General features: G+C 71.7%; 15 protein-coding genes and 3 tRNA genes. 8 read left to right on the forward strand and 10 right to left on the reverse strand.

Annotation, left to right across the window (positions count from 1 at the left end; genetic code table 11):
- The first annotated feature begins 143 nt into the window (after positions 1–143).
- The 4 genes from OHB44_RS09280 (at position 144) to OHB44_RS09295 (ending at position 4,541) form a co-directional block, all read left to right on the forward strand.
- Positions 144–1,280 (forward strand): 8-amino-7-oxononanoate synthase, encoded by a 1,137-nt coding sequence (locus OHB44_RS09280; protein ID WP_330440337.1) that lies wholly within the window; start codon positions 144–146, stop codon positions 1,278–1,280.
- Between the two features lie 232 nt (positions 1,281–1,512).
- Positions 1,513–2,238 carry a dethiobiotin synthase gene (gene bioD, locus OHB44_RS09285; protein ID WP_091400737.1) on the forward strand — a complete coding sequence of 242 codons (726 nt, stop codon included), beginning with the start codon at positions 1,513–1,515 and terminating at the stop codon, positions 2,236–2,238.
- A 54-nt stretch (positions 2,239–2,292) separates the two neighbouring features.
- A complete protein-coding gene (locus OHB44_RS09290) occupies positions 2,293–3,864 on the forward strand; it encodes a sensor histidine kinase (protein WP_330440338.1) in 1,572 nt (523 codons plus the stop codon).
- Positions 3,865–3,923: 59 nt separating this feature from the next.
- Complete coding sequence (locus tag OHB44_RS09295) at positions 3,924–4,541, forward strand: response regulator (RefSeq protein WP_442932691.1); 618 nt, start codon at positions 3,924–3,926, stop codon at positions 4,539–4,541.
- Positions 4,542–4,577: 36 nt separating this feature from the next.
- Here the strand turns inward: OHB44_RS09295 and OHB44_RS09300 are convergent, their stop codons facing one another.
- The 5 genes from OHB44_RS09300 to OHB44_RS09320 all read right to left on the reverse strand — a co-directional run bounded on the left by OHB44_RS09300 (position 4,578) and on the right by OHB44_RS09320 (position 9,150).
- Positions 4,578–5,399 carry an ABC transporter permease subunit gene (locus OHB44_RS09300; RefSeq protein ID WP_238683280.1) on the reverse strand — a complete coding sequence of 274 codons (822 nt, stop codon included), beginning with the start codon at positions 5,397–5,399 and terminating at the stop codon, positions 4,578–4,580.
- Positions 5,396–6,328 carry an ATP-binding cassette domain-containing protein gene (locus tag OHB44_RS09305; RefSeq protein ID WP_266303295.1) on the reverse strand — a complete coding sequence of 311 codons (933 nt, stop codon included), beginning with the start codon at positions 6,326–6,328 and terminating at the stop codon, positions 5,396–5,398. Before OHB44_RS09305 ends, OHB44_RS09300 begins: the two co-directional genes overlap by 4 nt.
- Before the next feature lie 89 nt (positions 6,329–6,417).
- Positions 6,418–7,266, reverse strand: a complete 849-nt coding sequence (locus tag OHB44_RS09310; protein ID WP_238683278.1) for a polysaccharide deacetylase family protein — start codon at positions 7,264–7,266, stop codon at positions 6,418–6,420.
- 24 nt (positions 7,267–7,290) lie between these two features.
- Complete coding sequence (locus tag OHB44_RS09315) at positions 7,291–8,472, reverse strand: cytochrome P450 (RefSeq protein WP_238683277.1); 1,182 nt, start codon at positions 8,470–8,472, stop codon at positions 7,291–7,293.
- 9 nt (positions 8,473–8,481) lie between these two features.
- Complete coding sequence (locus tag OHB44_RS09320) at positions 8,482–9,150, reverse strand: class I SAM-dependent methyltransferase (protein WP_238683276.1); 669 nt, start codon at positions 9,148–9,150, stop codon at positions 8,482–8,484.
- A gap of 150 nt (positions 9,151–9,300) precedes the next feature.
- On the opposite strand from OHB44_RS09320, the gene OHB44_RS09325 reads away from it, so the two are divergent.
- The gene (locus OHB44_RS09325) at positions 9,301–10,194 is read left to right on the forward strand and encodes a hypothetical protein (protein ID WP_330440340.1); all 894 of its coding nucleotides are present in this window, start codon (positions 9,301–9,303) and stop codon (positions 10,192–10,194) included.
- A 43-nt stretch (positions 10,195–10,237) separates the two neighbouring features.
- Here the strand turns inward: OHB44_RS09325 and OHB44_RS09330 are convergent, their stop codons facing one another.
- The 3 genes from OHB44_RS09330 to OHB44_RS09340 form a co-directional block, all read right to left on the reverse strand.
- Entirely contained in the window at positions 10,238–13,168 is a 2,931-nt protein-coding gene (locus tag OHB44_RS09330) for a M36 family metallopeptidase (protein WP_330440341.1), read from the reverse strand.
- A gap of 141 nt (positions 13,169–13,309) precedes the next feature.
- Positions 13,310–13,891, reverse strand: coding sequence for a TIGR03086 family metal-binding protein (locus OHB44_RS09335; protein ID WP_238683274.1), 582 nt, complete (start codon positions 13,889–13,891; stop codon positions 13,310–13,312).
- A gap of 83 nt (positions 13,892–13,974) precedes the next feature.
- The gene (locus tag OHB44_RS09340) at positions 13,975–14,577 is read right to left on the reverse strand and encodes a TetR/AcrR family transcriptional regulator (protein WP_266303292.1); all 603 of its coding nucleotides are present in this window, start codon (positions 14,575–14,577) and stop codon (positions 13,975–13,977) included.
- A 388-nt stretch (positions 14,578–14,965) separates the two neighbouring features.
- Here OHB44_RS09340 and OHB44_RS09345 point away from each other — a divergent pair.
- The 3 genes from OHB44_RS09345 to OHB44_RS09355 all read left to right on the forward strand — a co-directional run bounded on the left by OHB44_RS09345 (position 14,966) and on the right by OHB44_RS09355 (position 15,231).
- Positions 14,966–15,038, forward strand: a tRNA-Gly gene (locus OHB44_RS09345).
- 34 nt (positions 15,039–15,072) lie between these two features.
- A tRNA-Cys gene (locus tag OHB44_RS09350) sits at positions 15,073–15,143 on the forward strand.
- A gap of 13 nt (positions 15,144–15,156) precedes the next feature.
- Positions 15,157–15,231 (forward strand) — tRNA-Val (locus tag OHB44_RS09355).
- Between the two features lie 142 nt (positions 15,232–15,373).
- Here the strand turns inward: OHB44_RS09355 and OHB44_RS09360 are convergent.
- Together OHB44_RS09360 and OHB44_RS09365 are read right to left on the reverse strand one after the other, a co-directional pair.
- Positions 15,374–16,279, reverse strand: a complete 906-nt coding sequence (locus OHB44_RS09360) for a ricin-type beta-trefoil lectin domain protein (RefSeq protein WP_238683273.1) — start codon at positions 16,277–16,279, stop codon at positions 15,374–15,376.
- Between the two features lie 23 nt (positions 16,280–16,302).
- Positions 16,303–21,009: a golvesin C-terminal-like domain-containing protein gene (locus OHB44_RS09365; RefSeq protein WP_330440343.1), complete on the reverse strand. Its 4,707-nt coding sequence runs from the start codon at positions 21,007–21,009 to the stop codon at positions 16,303–16,305.
- Positions 21,010–21,133: the final 124 nt, after the last annotated feature.

Genomic DNA, 21,133 nt, shown 5'->3' on the forward strand with positions numbered 1-21,133 from the left:
CGAGAGCCCTCGATCAGCCGGAATGACCTGGCGGCCCGGTCGGCACCTCGCACCGAGTGGAATCGTCGGGCTGGTGGCGGCGGGTGGTAATTTCGCCCGGCGGGTGTCGGGCTGACCGGCACGCACAGCGGGGGAGGGTGACGGTGGCGGACTGGCTGGCGGCGCTCGACCGCCGCGCGGAGCTGCGGGCGAAGGCCGGGCTCACCCGGCGACTGCATCCGCGTCCGGCCGACGATCAGATGACCGATCTGGCCGGCAACGACTACCTCGGCCTGGCCACCCACCCGGACGTCATCGCCGCGGCCACGACGGCCCTGTCGGCGTACGGGCTGGGGGCTACCGGCTCGCGACTGGTTCGCGGCTCCACCGACGCGCACCGGCTGCTGGAGGACGATCTGGCCCGGTGGCTGGGCACCGACGGCGCCCTGGTCTTCTCCTCCGGCTACCTGGCCAACCTCGGCGCGCTGCGGGCGCTCGTCCAACCTCGGACGCTGCTCGTCTCCGACGCGCACAACCACGCGTCGCTGATCGACGGCTGCCGCATCTCCGGTGCGGAGACGGTGGTCACGCCGCACGCCGACGTCGACGCGGTGGCCGCCGCGCTCGCGGCCGCTCCCGGCCGCCCGGCGGTGGTGGTGACCGAGTCGGTCTTCTCGGTCGACGGTGATCTCGCCCCACTGGCTCGGTTGCACGCGGTGGCCCGCCGTCACGGCGCGCTGCTGCTGGTCGACGACGCGCACGCGCTGGGCCTGACCGGCCCGGCCGGCGCGGGCGCGGTGGCGGCCGTCGGGCTGGCCGGCGAGCCGGACGTGGTGGTCACCGCCACCCTGTCCAAGGCGCTCGGTGGCGCGGGTGGCGTCGTCGCCGGCCCGGCCGAGTTCGTCAGACATCTGGTCGAGACCGGTCGCACGTTCATCTTCGACACGGCACTGCCGCCGGCGGTCGCCGCCGGTGTGCACGCGGCGCTGCGGCTCGCCCAGGCCGGCAACGACCTGCGCGTCGAACTCTCCGACCGGGTGGGACTGGCGGTCGGTCGACTGCGCGCGGCCGGGCTGACCGTCTCCGCCCCGGACGCGGCGGTGATCTCGGTGACCGCCCCGGGGCCGGAGGCGGCGACCGCCTGGGCCGCGGACTGCCGGGACCGGGGCGTCGCGGTGGGCTGTTTCCGGCCACCGTCCACCCCGGACGGCCGGTCCCGCCTGCGCCTCACTGTGAGCGCGGGGGTGCCGCGGGCGGCGTTCGAGCGGGCGCTGGACGTCATAGTGGACTCTGCGCCGTGAGCGCGAGGAGTGAGCCGGGTTTGCGAGCCCCGCAGTCGCGAACCGAGGTGGCGCCGTGAGCGCGAGGAGTGAGCCGGGTTTGCGAGCCCCGCAGTCGCGAACCGAGGTGGCGCCGTGAGCGCGAGGAGTGAGCCGGGTTTGCGAGCCCCGCAGTCGCGAACCGAGGTGGCGCCGTGAGCGCGAGGAGTGAGCCGGGTTTGCGAGCCCCGCAGTCGCGAACCGAGGTGCCGCTATGACCGGGTGGGCGGGGTCGGTGCTGGTCACCGGGACGGATACCGAGGTCGGCAAGACGGTGGTGACCGCGGCGATCGCGGCCGCCGCGCAGGCCGCCGGGCTGCGGGTGGCGGTGGTCAAACCGGGTCAGACCGGTACGGCGGGCGGTGAGCCCGGCGACGTGGACGCTGTCAACCGGCTGGCTGCGCCGCTGACCGGTCGGACCCTGGCCAGCTACCCGGATCCGCTCGCCCCGTTGGCCGCCGCGCGGGTCGCCGACCTGCCGCCGCTGGAGTTGTACGCGGCGGTGGACGCCGTCCGCGCGGAGGCCGACAAGCACGACCTCGTGCTGATCGAGGGCGCGGGCGGGTTGCTGGTTCCGATGGGGCTGCGACCGTCGGGGGAGCCGTGGACGATGGCCGACCTGGCGGTGTCGCTCGGCGCGCCAGCGGTGGTGGTCGCCCGCGCCGGGTTGGGCACGCTCAACCACACGGCGTTGACTCTGGAGGCGCTGGACCGTAGGGCGGTGCCGGCCGGTGTGGTGATCGGTGCCTGGCCGGCCCGGCCGGAGCTGGTGCACTGGACGAACCTCACCGATCTGGTGCCGAACCTGCTCGGCGCGTTGCCCGATGGCGCCGGCGCGATGGATCCGGGGGTGTTCCGGCGTTCCGCGCCGGGTTGGCTCACCCCGGCCCTGCACGGCGTGCTGGACGACTGGCGGGTCTGGGCCGAGGAGAGCGGCTGAACACCTGACTTTCGTCGGTGTCCGCCCAGGTCGGGCGTGGGTAGCCTGACCGCCGTGCGGATCCTCGACTCCCCGCCGTCGGCTTGGCTGCACCGGCGGCGTCACCTGCTGCTGGACGTGCTGCTCTTTGCGGTGGTGGCCGCCCCGGTCGGCTACGCCGAGGCCAGCCCGCCCTATACGCGGTACACGTTGCCGCTGTTGGTCGGCAAGCTGCTGCTGCTCGGTGTGGCGGTGGCGGCGAGTCGACGTCAGCCGTTGGTCGCCCTGGTGCTGGCGGTGCTCGGGTCGTTGGTCGATGGCAACTTCGTGTTCGCCATTCCGGTCTTCAGTTATCTCGCCGGGCGGCGCAGCGCCACGGTGGGTCCGGCGATCATGGTCTTCGTGCTGATCACGGCCGGTGGCACGGCGCTCAACCTGGGGTTGCTCGGCGCCGGCGCGGCGACCTGGTTCCTGCTCGCCTCGGTGCTGCTCTTCGCCGCCGTGTTCCCCTGGTTGGTCGGCCGGTACCGGCGCCAGCAGCAGGAGTTGACCGACGCCGGTCGCCGGCACGTCGACGCGCTGACCCGCGAGCAGCGGGGTGCCGCCGAGCGGATCCGGCTGCGGGAGCGGGCCCGGATCGCCGGGGAGATGCACGACTCGCTCGGTCACGACCTCAGCCTGATCGCGTTGCGCGCCGCCGCCCTGGAGGTCGCCGCCGACCTGGACGACAGGCACCGGGCCGCGGCGGGGGAGTTGCGGGCCAGCGTCTCCGCCGCCACCGAGCGACTGCACGAGATCATCGGGGTGCTCCGCGAGGAGGCTGGCGCGTCGCTGCGTCCGAGCGGGGAGACCGTGGCGGACCTCGTCGACGGGGCCCGGGAGGCCGGCATGGCGGTACGGCTGGACGCCGCCCCGGCGGTCGCGGACCTGCCGGCGATGACCGGTCACGCGGCGCACCGGATCGTCCGGGAGGCGCTGACCAACGCGGCCCGGTACGCGCCGGGCGCCCCGGTCGACGTGCGCCTCGCCCGCGACGGTGACCGGGTCGAGGTGACAGTCGTCAACGACGCTCCGCCGGCCGGGCCGCTGCCCGCTCCGCCGTCGCAGGGCAGTGGGCTGCTCGCCCTCGCCGAGCGGGTCCGCCTCGCCGGCGGGACGCTCGACGCCGGCCACCGGGCCGACGGCGGGTTCGCGGTACGGGCGGTGTTGCCGGCCACCGCACCGCCGCCCGAGGCGATCGGGTCGGTGGTCGAGGCCGGGCCGACGCCATGGTCCGACGAGCGACAGGGTCCGGCGGAGCGGCCGGTGGACGCCGAGCGGCGGCTGCACGACGCCCGGCGGCGGGTTCGGCGCAGCCTGCTGGTGGCGCTCGTCGCCCCGGTCGGTTTCGCCCTGGTGCTCTCGTTCGTCTACTACCCGGTGGCGACCGCCGGGACGGTGCTGGACCGGGCCACCTTCGACCAGATGCGCGTCGGCGCGGCCCGGTCCGAGCTGGTCGGGCTGCCCCGGCGGCAGTTGGAACGCCCGACACCTCTCGACCGGGCCGGCTGCGAGTACTACACCGACGGCAACTTCCCCCTCGCCGCACCGACCTGGCGGCTCTGCTTCACCGACGGCCGACTGGTCAGCAAGGAGTGGATCGCGTAGTGGACACCGACACGACCGGGGCACCGCCGATCCGGGTGGTGCTGGCCGACGACGAGGCGATGATCCGGGCCGGTGTCCGGGCCATCCTCGCCAGTGATCCCGGCATCGAGGTGGTCGCCGAGGCCGGCGACGGGCACGCGGCGGTGGAGCTGGTCCGGGCCCACCGACCCAGGGTCGCGCTGCTGGACATCCGGATGCCGCGGCTGGACGGGTTGGCTGCCGCCGCCGAGATCCGCCGGGTCGTGCCGAACACCGCGACGATCATGCTGACCACGTTCGGCGAGGACGACCACGTGGCCCGGGCGCTCGGGCACGGTGCCAGCGGGTTCCTGCTCAAGGCCGGCGACCCGCGTGAGCTGATCGCCGGTGTGCACGCCGTCGCCGACGGCGGGGCGTACCTCTCGCCGAGGGTGGCCCGCCGGGTGATCGAGCTGGGGGCCGACCGGCTGGCCCGCCGACCCGCCGCCCGGGAACGTGCCGCCGGGCTGACCGAGCGGGAACGGGAGGTGCTGGCCCTGGTCGGGGCGGGCCTCTCCAACGCCGAGATCGCCCGCCGGCTGCACCTCGTGGAGGGCACGGTGAAGAGCTACCTGACCAGCATCTTCACCCGGCTGGACGTACGCAACCGGGTGCAGGCGGCGATCCTGGCGTACGAGGCGGGGCTGGTCGACGGCTGAGCGGGGACCGGTCGGCCCCCGCCCAGCTCGCCGGCCCTACGCGTCGCGGCGGCGCAGGGCGGCCCGGCCCAGCAGCAGCGCGGCGCCCGCCCATCCGGCGAGCAGGAGCAGCCCGACCACTGGCGGGTACGGCTCGGTGTCGCCGGCCAGGAAGTGCCCGCCGGCCACACCGGGGAACACGTCGGCGATGCGGTTCAACACGTCGATGTCCGGCTCCTGGAGGGACAGCGGCACGATCATCAGGGTGGCGAGAAGCACTGTGAGCGTGAGCACCGCGCTGCGCAGCGCGGCGCCGAGACCCAGGGCGAGCACGCCGATCAGCGCCAGGTAGGTCGCCACCGCCACGATGTCGCCGATCGTGTCGGCGGCGGGGGCGCTGCCCCACTCGCCGAGCACCGGTCGGGCGACCAGGGCGCCGACGCCGCCGAGCACCAGCCCGAGCGCGAAGGTGACCGCACCGGCGACCGCGGCCTTGGCCAGCAGCACCCGACCGCGCGACGGGGTGCACTGCAACGTCGTGCGGATGGTGCCACTGGTGAACTCGGCGGTGATCGCCAGCAGGCCCAGCGCCAGCACCACGTACTGGGTCAGCTCGACCGAGTCGATCAGCACGCTGCCGACGGTGACGATCCCCCGGTCGTCGGTCGGGTCGTCGTTCGTGTTGTCGTTGGCGACGTAGATGGCCAGTTGGCCGGCGCTCGCGAACATCACCAGCAGCCCGGCCAGTGCCGTCCACCAGGTGCTCCGCACCGAGGAGAGCTTGGTCCACTCGGCGGCGACAGCCCCCCGGAAGGTGGCCGACGCACCAGCGGCCGGCGTGCTGGCGGGGCGGGTGCCCGCGTCGGTCTGCGTGCTCATCGTTGCCCACCCTCGGTCGGACCGCCGGCGTACTCGACGCTGTCGGCGGTCAACTCCATGAACGCCTGCTCCAACGACGCGGCGTGCGCGCTCAGCTCGTGCAGGCGTACCCCCAGTTCGTGTGCCAGGTCGCCGACCTGGTCGGCGGTGGCGCCGGTGACGGTCAGCGCGTCGCGGTCGGCGCTCTCGACGCTCGCCCCGGCGGCGGTGAGGCGCGCGGCGAGCGCGGCCAGCCCGTCCGGGTACGGGCTGCGGACCCGGACCGCTACCGTGCTGCGGGCGATCACCTCGCCGATCGGCGAGTCGGCGAGCAGTCGTCCCCGGCCGATCACCACGAGCTGGTCGGCGGTGAGCTGCATCTCGCTCATCAGGTGGCTGGAGACGAAGACCGTCCGCCCCTCGTCGGCCAGTGAGCGCGTCAGCTGCCGCACCCAGCGCACCCCGTCCGGGTCGAGGCCGTTCACCGGCTCGTCGAACATCAGCACCGGCGGGTCGCCGAGCAGCGCCCCGGCGATGCCGAGTCGTTGACCCATGCCGAGGGAGAGGGCCCGGCCGGGCTTGCCGGCGGCCCGTCCGTCCAGCCCGACGGTGTCCAGCACCTCGTCGACCCGGCGGGCCGGGATGCCGTTGCTGTGCGCCATGGCACGCAGGTGCGCCCGGCCGGACCGGGCCGGGTGGATGGCCCGGGCGTCGAGCAGCGCGCCCACCTCGTGCAGCGGTCGGCGCAGCTCCCGGTACGCGCGCCCGCCCACCAGAGCCTGCCCGGCGGTGGGACGGTCCAGCCCGAGGATCATCCGCATGGTGGTGGACTTGCCGGCGCCGTTGGGGCCGAGGAAGCCGGTGACCCGGCCGGGCGCGATGTCGACTGTCAACGCGTCGACAGCGACTGTCGGGCCGAACCGTTTCGTCAACCCACGTAATGTGATCATGTGCTGACGCTAGGCGAGCGGCCGGGCGCCCCGCCGCGCCCGAACGGCACCACCCGCCCCTGACTTTCGTCAGGTCGGCGACGGGCCGATCACCGTACGTACTGCTCCAGCAGTGCCGGGGTGAGCCCGGCCCGGTGAATCGCCTTCAGTGCCGCGAGGAGGTCGTCCATCAGCGCCGGGCGAAAGTGCATCAGTAGCACATCGCCGGGTTGGACCACCTTTTCCGGGGTCTGGTAGCGCACCTTCCCCTCGTGGACGGTTTCGGTCCAGTGGAAGACCGCCTTCGCGCCGCAGTCGTGCGCGGCCTTCAGCGTGGTGCTGTCATGCTCGCCGAACGGTGGCCGGAACAGGGTGGGCCGCTTGCCGAACAGCCCCTCCAGCTTGTCGGCGGCGCCGCAGATCTCCTGCTTCTGGTAGTCGTACGACCGGCCGGCCAGCGAGTTGTGCGAGATGGTGTGGTTCTCCACGACCCCGCCCACCGCCTCGATCTGCCGGAAGTAGTCGGTGTGCTCCGCCGCCGCCGGCGAGTTGAGGAACATCGTCACCGGGATACGCGCCTCCCAGATGAAGTCGATCACCCCCGGCGGGCGGGCCAGCCCACCGTCGTCGATGGTGATGAAGGCGACCTTCTGGTCGGTCGGCAGTCGGTGCCAGAACGCCGCCGAACCGGTAGTGGGCAGCGCCACCGGTTGCGGCTGCGGGGCCTCGGGAAACGTCGGCACCTGGGACACGTACCAGGCCAGGCTCTTGAACGCGGGTTTCGCGGTCGGGGACGGCGAGGCCGAGGGGGTGGGTGCCGAGGCGGACGGAGTCGGCTGGGCCGCCGTGACCTGCCGAGCGTGCGCCGGGTGGCTGGGACCGACTGTGCAGGCAGTCAACGCCAGCAGGGCCAGAAGCGTTACGACGGCAGGGATCCGACGGGTGGGGATGGCTGACACGCCCGGAAACATACCGAGCGGATGTCAGGATCCGGTGACCCCGGGGGAGCGGCGGACCACGAACGCGTCCGGCATCCGGAAGGTGAGATTGTCCGGGCACCAGGGCGGACGGAGCACCGTCACCCCGTCCAGCAGCGGCGCGGCCTCGGCCACCACCACGGCCGCCTCCATTCGGGCCAGCACGTCCCCGACGCAGCGGTGCGCCCCCGCCCCGAACGCCAGGTGCCGGCGCGATCCACGCTGACCCGGACGGAACTCGTCGGGCGACTCCACCACCGCCGGGTCCCGACCGGCGCGGCCCAGCCACAGCACGAGACTGCTGCCCGCCGGCACCCGTGTGCCGCCCAGCGTGCTCTCCGTCGTCGCCACCCGCCGCCAGGTGACGATCGGTGGTTCCAGCCGCAACCCCTCCTCCACCACGTCGGCCACCGCTACCTCGCCGCTACGCAGGCCGGCCCGGACCACTGGCTCGCCGGCCAGCCGGTGCAGGAGCAGGGTGAGGAACTGCGAGGTGGTCTCCTGCCCGGCGACCAACAGGAAGAAGAGCGCGCCGACCACCACGTCCGGCGGGTGCCCGGCCGCGCGCAACTCAGCGGCCAGACCGCCACCGGTGGCCGCGAAGTCCCGCAGTACCCGGTGGAACCGGCCGACCTCGGCGGCGAGCGCCACCTGCCGGTCGGCGTCCAGGGGTGCCCAGAACAACTCCAGCGCGGCGCGGGCGAACTCCTTGACCGCGCCGACCGGCGCGTCCGGCAACTCGACAAGCCGGGCCAGCACCAGCAGCGGCAGGTCGGCGGCGAGGTCCGCGTACAGGTCGACCGGTTCGCCGGCGTCGAGCGCGGCGCCGATCCGGGTGACCCGGTCGCGGACCAGTGCGGTGAGCCACTGCCGCTGCGCGGCCACCCGGGCCGGGTGCAACGCCTCCGCGACGATCGCCCGGATCTGCGGATGGCTGACGCCCGAGTTGTTCGCCAGGGTCGGCGGCAACCGGAACCGGTGCCCGGCGAGCACCCGCAGCGCGGTCACCGGCATCGGTGTCACCGCGTCCAGCGCGTTGTCCGGCCGGTAGGTGACCGGGTCGGCGAGGACCTGGCGGACCAGCGCGTGCCGGGTCACGACCAGGTGGGTGCCGCCGACGTGGTCCGGCACCCGGGCCACGTCCGGCCATGCGGGGTCGGCCACCTGCGCCCAGCTGCGGAACAGCACCCGGACACGCTAGCCGGAGGCCCCCGGCAGCCCGGCTCGCAGCCGCCAGACGGTGGTGCGCTTCACCCGCACACTCTCCAGCGCCTCCGGCACCGGCACGTCGTACCCGGCCACCTCGTCGAAGCGGTCCCGGGGCAGGAACGCCCGGCCGGGGTCACCGACCAGCGCCGGCGCGCCGGCCCGGGCGGCGCGCAACAGGAACCGCAGGACCCGGCGGGCCATCGCCTCGCTGTAGAAGACGTCCCCGGCGAGCACCACCTCGGCGTCCCCGGCGTCGCCGTCGAGGATGTCGCCGAACTCGGCGTCGACGCGTACCCCGTTGGCCTCGGCGTTGAGGGCGACGGCCGCCACCGCCAGTTCGTCCACCTCGACGGCCCGCACGGACGCCGCGCCGGCGCGGGCGGCGGCGATGGCCACCAGGCCGGAGCCGGAGGCGAGGTCGAGCACCCGCCGGCCGGCTACCAGCTCCGGGTGGTCGGTGACGTGACGGGCGAGGGCTTGCCCACCGGCCCAGGCGAACGCCCAGAACGGCGGCGGCCGGTCGGTGGAGAACTCGCCCTCGGTCAGCTCCCACAGGCCGATCGGCTCGTCCGCCTGGTGCAGCAGCACCTCGGGAACGAAGGGGACCGGGGCCAGCCGGGCGTGCAGCCGGACGAACGTGCTGGAGAGCTCGGACACGGTGTGATTCTCCCAGCGGCCCGACTCCCGGCGTGTCGCGGGGGAGCGGTGACCGGTTCACCACGGGCGGTGAAAACCCACCCCGTCCTTGCCGTCCGGTGCGAACACACCCGTCTGGTCGGCGCGGTGCCCCGCTTCTAGCGTTGCGGGGTGGAGGCGACCGAACGGCGGACGGCGGTGGTGACGGTGTGGCGGTATGCGCTGAGGGCAGGGGTGGTGCTGGCCTGTCTGAGCGGGGTGGAGCTGGCGGTGGCCGCCCCGGCACAGGCGGCCTTCACCACCGAGATGAGCGGCCTGCCGGGTCGGTTCACCGCCGGTGAGCAGGTGCGGACGATCTCCGCTGTGGTCTCCCAGACGGATCGGCGTGCCAGGTGCGCGAAGGTGCGCTGGTCGATGGTGCTCACCGTGCAGGGCGGCCTCCGGCTCGACCAGGTGAAGATGGATCGGGTGGAGGAGAACGGCGACTTTCCGCTGGAGATCCGTACCGAGGGTGACGTGGCCCGGTTGACCGACCGGCAGCTCGACCCGGGAACGCTCTGCCCCGGCCGCACTGTCACGGCCCGCTACCGGGTGGCCTTCGCCGAGGACGTCACCCAGGGGCGGGTCACCCTCGCGGCCGAGGCGTACGACGCCAACCTTCGCCTGCTGGCCCGGCAGACCGCCACCCGCTCGGTGGTGGGGGTGGGCGGCGCCCCGACCAGCAAGCCGAAGCCGACGGCGACCCCGCCGGAGCCCACCGAATCCGCTAGCGCTCCGGCCGAGGGCGAGAGTACGGCGACGGAGGAGACGCTCGCGGAGCAGCCGGCCGACGCCGCGCCACCGGCTGCCAACCGCCCGGTCGCGCAGTCCGGCGCGTTCGGCGTGGTGCAGCTCGCCTTCCTGCTCGGCGGGCTGCTGCTCTTCCTCGGGGTGGGGCTGTTGCTGCGGCTGCGGCACCTGACCCGGGCCGTGGCCGGGGACACCGACGAGGCCGACGACCCCCCGGTGGACCGGCGCTGGGAGCGCCCGGCCGCCGCCGATCCCTGGCGCCGAGCGCACCGCTGATCGAGGGCAGTGGGGCCGGCGGACACCCGCCGGCCCCACTGTGTCACTTCGAGAACGCCTGGAACTCGGCGATCCTGACCTGGCTCCGGGCCGGGCTGGCGGTCGCGCAGTCCGTCGTCGTGGCCGGGTCGTCGTCCTGCTCTCCCGCGTAGTGCGGGCCTCCGGTGCACTGGCTCGCCAGCACCTCGAGGCGCAGGTGGGTGGCGAGGGTGGTGGGTACCGCGAACGTCCGGAGGTTGATGTCGCGGCTGTACGCCCGGTACGCCCCGCCGGGGAACGCGTCCCCCGCACTGGTGTAGATCCGCTGCCAGCGCGTCGCATCCGCGCAGTCGGTGGTCGTCGCGTTGCAGGCGGACACCGCGAACGAGCGCAGGGCAGTGAGCGCGTTCTGGGCGCCGGTGTCGGGGTCGCCGGTGATGGCCGGGCGCAGCATCGCGCTGACGTTCACCCGCTTGACCGTCTGCGGGGCGTCGCCCGGCAGCGCCACCGTGAGCTGCCGGCCGGCGACCCCGTCCAGGGACGCCCAGTTCGTCGCCTCGGTGTCGTCGACGACCCGGTCCAGGTTGACACCGTCGCCGGTGACTGTGGCGCCGGACGCGGCGGAGGCGAGGTTGCGGCTCAACCGCAGGTCGACGTATCCGTCCTGACCGGACTTGGCCACCACGCTGAGCCGCTGGTGCCCGAACCCGGGGGCCACGGCGAGCAGGTCGTACGTGCCGGCCACCATCTCCACGGTGTCCGGGATCGGCGTCGCCGGATCGGTGTCGGCCACCGGCACGGCCCGTGCCTCGTACGCCCCCACGTACAACCGGATCGGCGCTTCGGCGCTGTCCCCGCGCGGGCGCAGGGTGAGCGTCGCGTTGCCGCCGCTCGGTGAGGCGAAACTCGGCGTCGGGTCGGTGTCGCCGGCACCGTTGGTGGCGGCGTCCCGGCCCATGCCGGAGCGCGCGAACTCGGCCCAGATCAGGTCCTGGTTCGCGCCGCCGAAACGGAGCAGGTCGGCGGTGAGCATGTTGTCGCGCATGTCGAGCATGCTGACCTGGCTGGCGGCCTGGAGCAGGAACGAGTCGAAGACCAGCTGGGACCAGCGCCGGTTTCCCGGGCACTGATTCGCCGCGACAGTGCCCGACGCGCAGTCGAGCTGCCGTTGCGGGGTGCCGAGGCCGTACCGCTTCACCAGGGCGGAGCGGACCCGGAAGTTGGTGGCGCCCCAGATCTCCCCGTCGGCGTGCACGGCCGGGCCGGCGGTGTTGTAGCCGATGTCGGAGTAGTTGAGCGGGCTGCGGCTCAGGTCGTAGTTGCGGATGCCGCTGACCAGGTTGCCGGTGACGTAGCCGCCGGTGATGAAGGGCGTCTCACCGGGCGCGCGCAGTCCGTGCTGGAAGAGGTACTCGGCGGCGAGCAGGTCGCCCCAGGACTCACCCATCGCCCCGCCCTGGTGGCCGCTGATCCCGCTGTCCGGGCCGGCGATCATCCGGTTGGTGATCGCGTGGGTGTACTCGTGACCGATCACCGTCATGTCGTAGTCGCCGTCCACGCACGGCGGGTACGGCCCGCCGGCCTGCGGCTGCCAGAGGTACATGTTGGTGGTCGGCGGCAGCCCGTCGCGCGGAGTGCCCTGGTTGGCGTTGTTCCGGTTGCCGGTCAGCGCGCCCTGCTGGGCGCGGCCCTGCTCGGCGTCACCGCCCAGGCCGGACGGCGTGAGGTTGACCGCCTGGAGGTTCCACGCCGACTCGGTGAAGCCCAGCTGGTACGACCAGTCGTGCATCCGGTTGTGCATGGCGAAGAGGTTGGCGATCGACGCGTCCGCGTCGTTGCGCTGTGCGGAGGTGAACACCCCCGGGTTGCACCGGGCCTGGTGCCACTGGTCGGTGAACGGGTACTCATAGTGGCGTTCCGGGCTGGTGGGCGCCGGCACGACCGGGGTGCCGGCACCCCAGGACAACACGGTGTTGGCCGAGTTGCCGCGCGAGGTGAAGGTCGGCGTGCCGGTGGCCGCGTCGACGTCCCACGGTTGGCCGGTGGCCGGGTCGCGGAAGGCGGCCTGGCAGCCGGGGGTCGGGTCGCCGCACCAGCGCACCCGGGGGTCCTGCCCGGGGCCGAGGTCGCGGGGCGGGGTGGCCGGGAAGACCGCCCAGCTCGGGTTGTCGGAGTCGAAGTCGACGAGGTCCTCGCGGACCAGCACCTGCCCGGTGCTGCCATCCACGTAGCTGGTGAACGCGGCCGGGTGCTCGGTGTCCGCGCCGATCATGGTCACCTCGTAGGCGGCCCGTGGCCCGTCCAGCGGGGTGGGCACGGCCACCGACCGGATGGTGTGGCTGGCCACCGCGTCGGCGGTCAGTTTGGCGTCGGCGAGCGCGGCGGCGTACGCCTGCTCGGCGGTGCGGGTGGCCGGCGCCGGCGTGCCGGTGTCGCGGGCCAGCGAGGAGTTGACCGACAGCACCGCGCCGTCGGCGACCGCGAGGGTGACGAGGCCGTCCGGCCCGGCGGGCAGGTCGCCGAAGTGTTGCCGGAGGGTGACCACTGTGCCGTTGCCGATCGGCCGGACCAGCACCCGTTCCATGCTGGCCACCGTGGCGGCGTCCATGCCGAACAGGTGGTGGTTGGCGGCCAGGTAGGCGCGGGCGGCGGCCTCCGGGTCGGCGGGCAGCCCGCTGGCCAGCGGGGTACGGCCGGGGCCGAGCGCCTGCGGGGTGCCGAGCCGGTTCCACCGGACGTCGGGGTCGACGGCGCGGGCCAGGCCGCGTTGGCGGGCGTCGGGTGCCGCCGTACCGGTGCGGTTGTCGGCGTCGGCGGGCGCGTGGCCCTCGGCGAACGGCCCGGACCGGCGCTCGGCGGACGCCGCGCCGCCGGTGGGGGCCGCGGTGCTCACGCCGGTGGGGAGCAGCGCGGCGACCGTCGCCGTCGTCGCCAGGATGGCGATGAGCCGGCGTCGAGGCCGGCTCATCGGGGGTGACCACTCCGGTTGTGGCACGGGACCTCCTCGTGGGAGCGAGGTGGTCGGCCAGTCGCCGACCACAGATGCGCGGTGACGCATGCGCATCTGTGGATATCAGTCTCCCGAGGTCGCGGCAAGGTCCCGAGCCGCTATCGCACCAACAGATCGGAGATTCGCTCAGTCGCTCGGCGCCCAGTCGGGGTCGCGGCCGAACGCGGCCAGCAGGTGGTCCTGCTCGTCGGCGTCGTCGGGCACCCGTACGCCGGTGTGGACCAGCTTGTTGCGCCGGTAGGCGTCGATCTGACCGGCGAACCACTGGGCGGCGGCGTGCACCGCGTCCGGGTCGAGCCGGGGCTGTGCGCCGATGGCCACCGCCACGTCCCAGCCGTGCACGAGGTGCTCGGCGAGGAGTTGCCGCAGGTACTCGGTGGCCGGGGTGTCGCCCGCGGAGAGGTGCACTGTGCGATCGATGGTGCCGGGGTGGGTGGCGGCTATCTCGGCCTGCGCGGCGGCCTCCCGGGCCGTCGCGATCGGGTCGGCGCCGAGTTGGTCACCGTCGAGCCGGTCGCCGACCTCGTCGATGGTCCGGCCGGCGAGCAGCGGAACGCTCCACCGGTCCTCGGTCACCACGTGGTTCACGAGCGTGCGGACGTCCCAGTCCGAGCAGGGTGTCGGATCGGACCACTGGCCGGGCTCGATCTGATCCACCCGGTCGATGAATTCGGCCAGGCTCCGGCGGTACGCCTCCAGGAGGTCCATGCTGCCGATTGTTCCGGTCGACGGGGCGGACTGAGTCCGTTTTGCCCGGCCCGGTGCGGGGGATCGCTGCTGGGTTGCCCAGCTCAGTCCAGGTCGGCCGGGTCCAGGCCGAGCTCTCGGGAGGTGACCAGCCGGACCCACTCGCCGAACTGGCGGCGGGAGATCACCCGGTCGTGCACGGCGAGTTGGACGGCGAGGCCGTCCATCACCGCGCTGATCCGCCAGGCGGCCCCGTCGGGGTCGGCGCACTGGAAGGTGCCGTCGGTCACCCCTGCGGTGATCACCGCGGCCAGGTCCTGCCGCCAGCGCAGGTCGAGCCGCCGGGAGACCTTCTCCAACTCGGGCGTACGCAGCGACTCCGACCAGCCGTCGATCCACATGGACCAGGAGGTCGCCCGCCCAGCCGGGGTGTAGAGCTTGAGGATCCGGCGGAGCTTGGTCAGCGGTGTGGCCGAGGAGCGGGTCACCGCGTCGAGTCGGGCCAGATCCTGCTCGACCGCGTACGCGAAGGCCTGCGCGAGCAGCCGCTCCTTGGTGGCGAAGTGGTAGAAAACCAACGCCTGACTCACGCCCGCGGCATTCGCCACGTCCGCTGTCCGGGTGTTGGCCAGACCGCGCTCCACGATCACGTCGCAGGCGGTGCGCAGCAGGGCATCCAGGCGGATCTCGGCCGCACGTCTCGTCACGACCGTTACCGTAGCCCATCCGAGTGAACACGAACAGTTACCACCACGCGCCGATCCGCGCGGTGACAGTCGGAAGCCGGACACTTCTTTCGGGTGTCGTCTGTCGTTCCACGGAGAGTGTTCATCGAGGTCCGCTGCCCGATGCCGGGTGGCGGAGACGTCGATGGTCGGACATGCGACGCGATGATGACGATCATTGCCGAGGAATGTCGGAGTGTGACGGTCCGTGCTGGATTCAGCCATCAGGCCAGCCCCCTAGGAAGCCGGCCGAGAGTGACTCCGCTCCAGCCCCGGCCACCCCTGACGCGCCGAGGCGACCCCGAGTTGGCAGTCAAACACCTACTCGGCTAAAGTTCTCATCCGTCACCCGGGAACGTCCGGGGGGCGTGCGGACGTAGCGCAGCTGGTAGCGCATCACCTTGCCAAGGTGAGGGTCGCGGGTTCGAATCCCGTCGTCCGCTCGGAGCTGCCGCCACGTATGACGGGGGCAACCTCGGTGGGGTGGCCGAGAGGCGAGGCAACGGCCTGCAAAGCCGTGTACGCGGGTTCAAATCCCGTCCCCACCTCGGCAACAAGCACGGGCGATTGGCGCAGTGGGAGCGCGCTTCCTTGACACGGAAGAGGTCACTGGTTCAAACCCAGTATCGCCCACCAGCAGGTGAACGGCTCGTTACCGGAAGTCCGGTAACGAGCCGTTCCGTTTGTGTGGCCTTGTGTCGAGAGCCAGTAGACGCCCGATCGAGACGGTTTCGTCCCGACCGGGCGTCCGGCCATCCGGATTATCCGGCCCGGAGGCTCATCGCACCAGCCCGCTGCACTCGAGTGGCCCGCCGTTATGCGTGTCGTCGAAGCACACCGAGAATGTCCAGCCAAGACCCCGGCCGTACATCGAGGTAAATCCGGTTTGACCTCCGAGGAGGTAATCCGATGAGAACTGGTCTTGGATGACGCGGTGCCAGTACCGCTGTATCAGGACCTTTCTGCCAATATTGATTCCCTGGCCGGCTGTCATCCGACCCCAATTGGAATTGCAGGTAGATGAGTAGTGCAGGGTGACCCGACTGCTGTTGACAGTGAAGTCGACTCGAACCTGCGAGACGAGCCCGCACCCCATGGTCTCCGGGTTACGTCCCAGGCAGCTATCCTCGTAACAGCCAGCGTGATAGATCCGCTGAGCGTTGGTCTGGTTGCAGCCCCAGATCTGCAGGATCTGCCCGCTCGAAAAGTTACTGGTCGGGACATCGACGCAGTACTGGTTGTCGCTGTGCGTGACCAGGCCGAAGGCGTGGTCGTACTGGAAACCCTCGTGCCAGCGTTGGGACGCGGAGCCGTTGCAGTTGTTGACCTTGAGGGTTGCTCCGGCCGCCCGGTCGCCGTCGAAGTCGAGGCAGAGCCAACGGTTGAATCCGGGATGCAGGTAGAAGCCGCCCTGGTCGGCTGCCTCCTCCACCCAGACCTGGGTCGGTGCGTTACTGGAAGACCACAGGTGAACAGGCGTTCCATGTCCGCCCCCGTACTGCACGTCCAGGCGCAGGTTCGACGGAATGCCTCCGGCGAAGAGCGCACGCCGGCGCCACTCTGATGGCATCGTCGGATCCCACTCGGCTGCGGAGGCGGGAGGCGCCATCACCGTCAGCCCGGTGATCACCGTGGTGATCACGAGCGTGAGCACCGCCACGACTCTTCGGACCGTTTTGAGCATGATTCTCTCCTCTGGCTGGTTGATCAGCAGACGTAGAAGGTGAACGGCGCCTGGGAGGGCGGGTCGGTGACGATCGGGATGGTCAGATAGCCGCCGCCGACCGTCAGTGGTTGGCCACCGTTCGCGGAGCCGACATATGTTCCGGTCGGTATGCCGCAGGTCGGGTAGAACCACCGCAACGCGCTGCCCTCGGCTCTGTTCTCCGGCGCCGGGATCATCTTGAGTTTCGTCGAGCTGGGTGACGTTTCGCCCTCGATGAAGTCCCATGCGGCGGCGAGCGCGCTGGAGTAGAAGGGATACTCGTCGCACTGGTGGCCGGTGGGCACACGCGGATCCGGGCAGGCGCTCTGGGCATATGGCGCGGAGTCCATCCAGTCCCGGCTCTGCACCTTTTCCATCTCGGTGTTGCTGACGAAGTTGAGGTGAACCCAGGGCGGGTTGGCGACGAGTGCGTCGAGATCATTCTCGGCTGCGCCGGCTGCGTTTCCGGTCGTGGGAAAGATCAGGGGAAGATCCATGCACGGGTCGCCGACGACTCCTCCGTGGGCGCTGAGTCGTAGGCACGTCTCGGCGGCGTGCAGCGCCTGCGCGTCGCTGACCACCCAACGTCCGTTTTTCGGTGTCCGGGTGGCGACGTAGTCGAGGATCCGCTGCTTCACGGTCGCCGCCGTACTCACACCGTTCAGTTGCTTGTTGACGATCGCCGCGAGTTGCTGTTGTCCCTCCGCGGTGGGATGGAAGCTGCCCCTGCCCGGCACCTCCTGGCCACTGCCCGGGGAGGCAGTGGCGATGACGCCGTTGCTCCACTCGATGGTCATGAAGGAGCACGCCCAGTGGGCCACGCCCTCCCGCCAGGTCTGGGTCGAGTTGAGGAATCGGATGTTCACGCCGTCCTGCCGTACCTTCTCGACGGTGTTCGCAATGGCGATGTTGAGCAGGTCGCCGAGGGTGTTGAGGAAGTGCAGGGAGGTCTTCTCGATGCCGATGCAGCCGCTCGAGGCGGGCTTGTCGGGGAAGAGTTGCGGATATCCGAGGACGAGGATCTGCGCGTTGGGGGCCTTGGCGGCGACGGCCCGGTAGGTGGCTTCGAGGTGTTCTCCCAGCCAATCCCGGATGATCTTCTTCCCGTAGACCCGCAGTGCTTCGGGATCGACCTTGCCGTTGCCTCGGGTGAGCTTGTGCGACGGCGAGTAGCAGGAGTCCTGGGATGCGATGCAGCTGCGCATGACCTCGGCGAACCGGGCGTCGTTTCCTCCGATGGTGAGCGTCACGAGGGTGGTGTCGACGTCGAGCCACCCCTGGTCGACCTGGATGACCTCGCCGCTCTTCTGCGACTTGCGCCCCCACGTGCCACCGACGTCACCCCACACCGTGTGCCCAGCGACGTCGCTGGATGCGGGCGGGTCGTTGGCGGCGTCGAGACTGACCTCCGGTGAGATCGCGCCGGAGCAGGCGATGAAGCCGAACGAGGCAGTGCCCTCGGCGGCCTGTTGCGCGATCGTCTTGGTGTGGCCGGGCAGCTTCACCTGGGTGGGAAAGGCCCCGGTCCGAGAGCGGTGGCAGTCGTTCACGTCGCCGTTGGAACGCTTGTAGTCACTGTTGGTGAAGTACGGTGCGACGCCCTCACCGGACGAGTAGGAGTCACCCATCGCCACGTAGTTGGCCAACGGCTTCGTGGTGGGCACGAAAGCGACCGCGTCGAAGGCCACCGCGTCCTCACCGTCACCGTCGACGGTTTCGGTGCTCAGCCGTACCCGGGCATCGCCGGCGAGCGGGAATACCCCGAGGTCGACCCAGGTGAGTGCCTGGACCGCCTGATTCACCACCCGGTGACGGGTCTGCCCGTTCCCGAGGTCGATGACATAGTCGGCCTGCCGGGTCCACGCACCCTGCTGAGGCAGGTGGACCATGACCCGGGTCCAGCCGTGGATCGGCTGGCTGAGTGCCCAGGTGCCGGAGACCTTCTGCTTGCCGTCGCGCATGTCCCGGTGCCGGGTGTGCGCCATCCAGAAGTGGCCGCCGAAGCCACTACCCAACTGGTGGAAGTCCACCTTCGAGGGGAACAACCCTGCGGTGTCCATCGCGAAGTTCAGCGTGAAGGTGCCGGCCTGGGGACCCGTACCGGGACAGTTGGGGCGGATGGCGGGGACGTCGGCCGGGACGTCGTCGATGACCAACGCGCCGGTGGGTAGACCGTCACGGGTGCACCGTGGCGGGTAGGAGGTGCCGTCCTCCTGGTAGGCGTATCCCTCGTCGAACCGGATGAACTCGTAGCCGCAGGTGTCGAGGCAGTTCGGCTTCCAGCTGACCGCCTTGTTGTACCAACACTTCAGGTCGAACTGGCCGGCGGCGTTGCGGTGGGCGCACGGCCCCGGCGGTTGCTCTTCGAGGCCGGGCGCGGTCGGTTCGTGCTGCGCGCCGGGCTCGCAGTTGTTCGTGGCATCGCAGAACAGGTTGACCGGCGGCTTGACCCCGCGTCGGTTCACCGGACCGGCGACGGGACCCCCGTTCCACTGCGCCGGGCGGAACTGCGCGACGAGGACGTTCGGGGCCTCCAGCACCTCGTTGGGGCGAGCCGCGAAGCCCAGCACCTTCTCCTGGTAGGGCCATCGCTGTGGGTTGGAGGCGTCGGCCGCCGTCGAGTCCATGAACGGCAGCCGGTTCGCCGGGTAGATCGGGTTCGCCGGGTTGTTGATCCACCCCACTCCCCAGGCGCCGTTGTTCTGGGCGGCAGTGCTCTGTGGGTGGAACCCCGAGTTGTACGCCCACAACGCGAAGAACCAGTTCTCCAGGAAATGCGCCTGGCCGCCGTGGATGATCAGACCGGCTCGCCGGGTTTCGTTCCACTTCTCCTGAACGATTGTCATCCCGGCGGCGATGTTGGCGGCGAAGTCCAACGCGACGGCGCGCTGCGTCTCGTACGGCAGGGCGGGCCCGTCACCAGGTCGTTCCCGACCTGCCCGCCGCATCCGGTCGGTGACCTGCATGACCCCGTACCCGCAGTCGGCCTCGGCGAAGTCGACGTCCCAGTCGTTCCCGGCGTCGTCGTCGTAGACCTGGCGGCCGTAGAAGTTGCCGATCAGGGGATTGCCGGTGACGCCCGGGGCGGTGTTGCTGGACGCCTGCCAGGTGTTGGACTCCTGGGCGGCGATGCCCAGCAGGATCTGCGCGGGTACGGCGCCCCCGCCGTCGAGCGGCACCGGTGGGAACAGCCCCTGCGGCGTGTACGCGGGCATGCCGAGGCTCTTCCAGTTCGCCGGCCGCGCGACAGTGAGTGCGTTCTTCACCGCCTGGTTAGCCGCCCACTCCACCTGGCGTGGCTTGGGCTGGAGCGCCTGGTTGCGTGGATCGTTACGCGGTACCGAGCAGGTCCGCTCCTCCTCGACCGGATTGCTCGGGGAGCCGGCCGCGGTGGTCGTGGACGACTTGCGAGCGTTTGCTGGTTTTCCCGCGACCAGTGACGGGTGCATGTCCCGGCCGGCGGCCGCGGTCCGGTCGGTGCCGGGGTCCACTGTGAACGCGGCCTGTTTGCCGGTGGAGGTGAAGGACAGGGTCAACCCGACCGTACGGGCTGCCGAACTGTCACCACCGTGTTCGGGGGTCCAGGAGTTGGTGATGGTGGCAGCCCCACCGAGGGTGGACAGCTCGGCGCCCTTCGGTACGGGCAGTAGCCGCACCGGGCCTGTGGGGCCCGCATCGTCGGGGCGCCGTGCCGCACCTGTGACGAACGTGCGCCCACCGGCTCCCGGCGCCAGGTCGATCTCGGTGAGCCTGCCCCTCGCGACGGTGTGCACTGGTCCTGCGGGACGGCGCTGACCGGCTCTGGCCCGGGTCACGGTGGTGGCGCCCACCCGCCGGACCGAAGCGACGTCGCCCTCGCGGTCGAGGAAGGACACACCCCCGTCCGAACCCGCGACCAGCCGGAACGGCACCCCGCTCGTGCCGGCGACCGCGACCCGTCTACCCGTGCCGTCGATGCGGATCAGCCGATTGGCGTCGACCGCGACGATCTGCCCGTTGGCCATCGGAACGGCGGAGGTCACCTGACCATCCAGGGTCAGTGGCGTGTCGGTCCTCCCACTGGCCGCGTTCACCCGGATCAGCCGCGTCCGGGTGGCGGTGTCTCCGGGTTGGTCGGCCGTACGCGCCTGGGTCAGTACGGCGCTCTCGTCGACCCCGCAGGCCGGGCTGAAGTAGGCAAGCGACGACAGCACCGGCAGCTTCACCACCGCCCCTGTGGTCAGGTCGACCACCGCCGTGAACGCCCCCCGGTCGAACAGCGCCGCCTCGTTGGTGAAGGTGCGTGGCGCGTAGGCCACGACGAGACGCCGGCCGGAGCCGGTCACGCACGCGTTCCCGATCCACCTGTCGGTGTCGAAGCCCGGCTCGGACAAGGTCGCCGCCGTGCGCCAGCGGTAGCCCTCCCGCGCGTCGGCCACCAGGACGTGCAGCCCGTCCGCGTCCCCGGAAGTGACCCAGGCCCGGTCTTTCGAGGTCCGCCACCGCGGCCCCAGGAGTGCGGCGCGTTTGCCGGGGGCCACCTCCGACGGGTCGGCCGCCGGGGAGTCGGGCGCCGGTGGTGGTGCCTTCGGGTCTGCCTGGGTGGGAGTCGCGTGAATCAGGGCGGCGGTGGACAGGAGGACGACCGACGCCGTCAGCGTCGCCAGGAGTCGGCGCCAGCCGGCGCCGCGCGCCACAGTGGTCCGGGCTGCCAACGGCGTGCGTCCCATACGGGTGCCTCCCTCGAGAGTGGTCCCCGAGAGGGCAACGGGCGTTCTGCCCAACCCGTCAGGGGATCAGAGGGATCGTCACGAGCTAGGCCGGGCGCTGGGAAGGGCTCGCCGTTGTTCCGAA

Origin of the sequence: Micromonospora sp. NBC_00821 (genome assembly GCF_036347035.1) — a bacterium.
Classification (GTDB): domain Bacteria; phylum Actinomycetota; class Actinomycetes; order Mycobacteriales; family Micromonosporaceae; genus Micromonospora; species Micromonospora hortensis.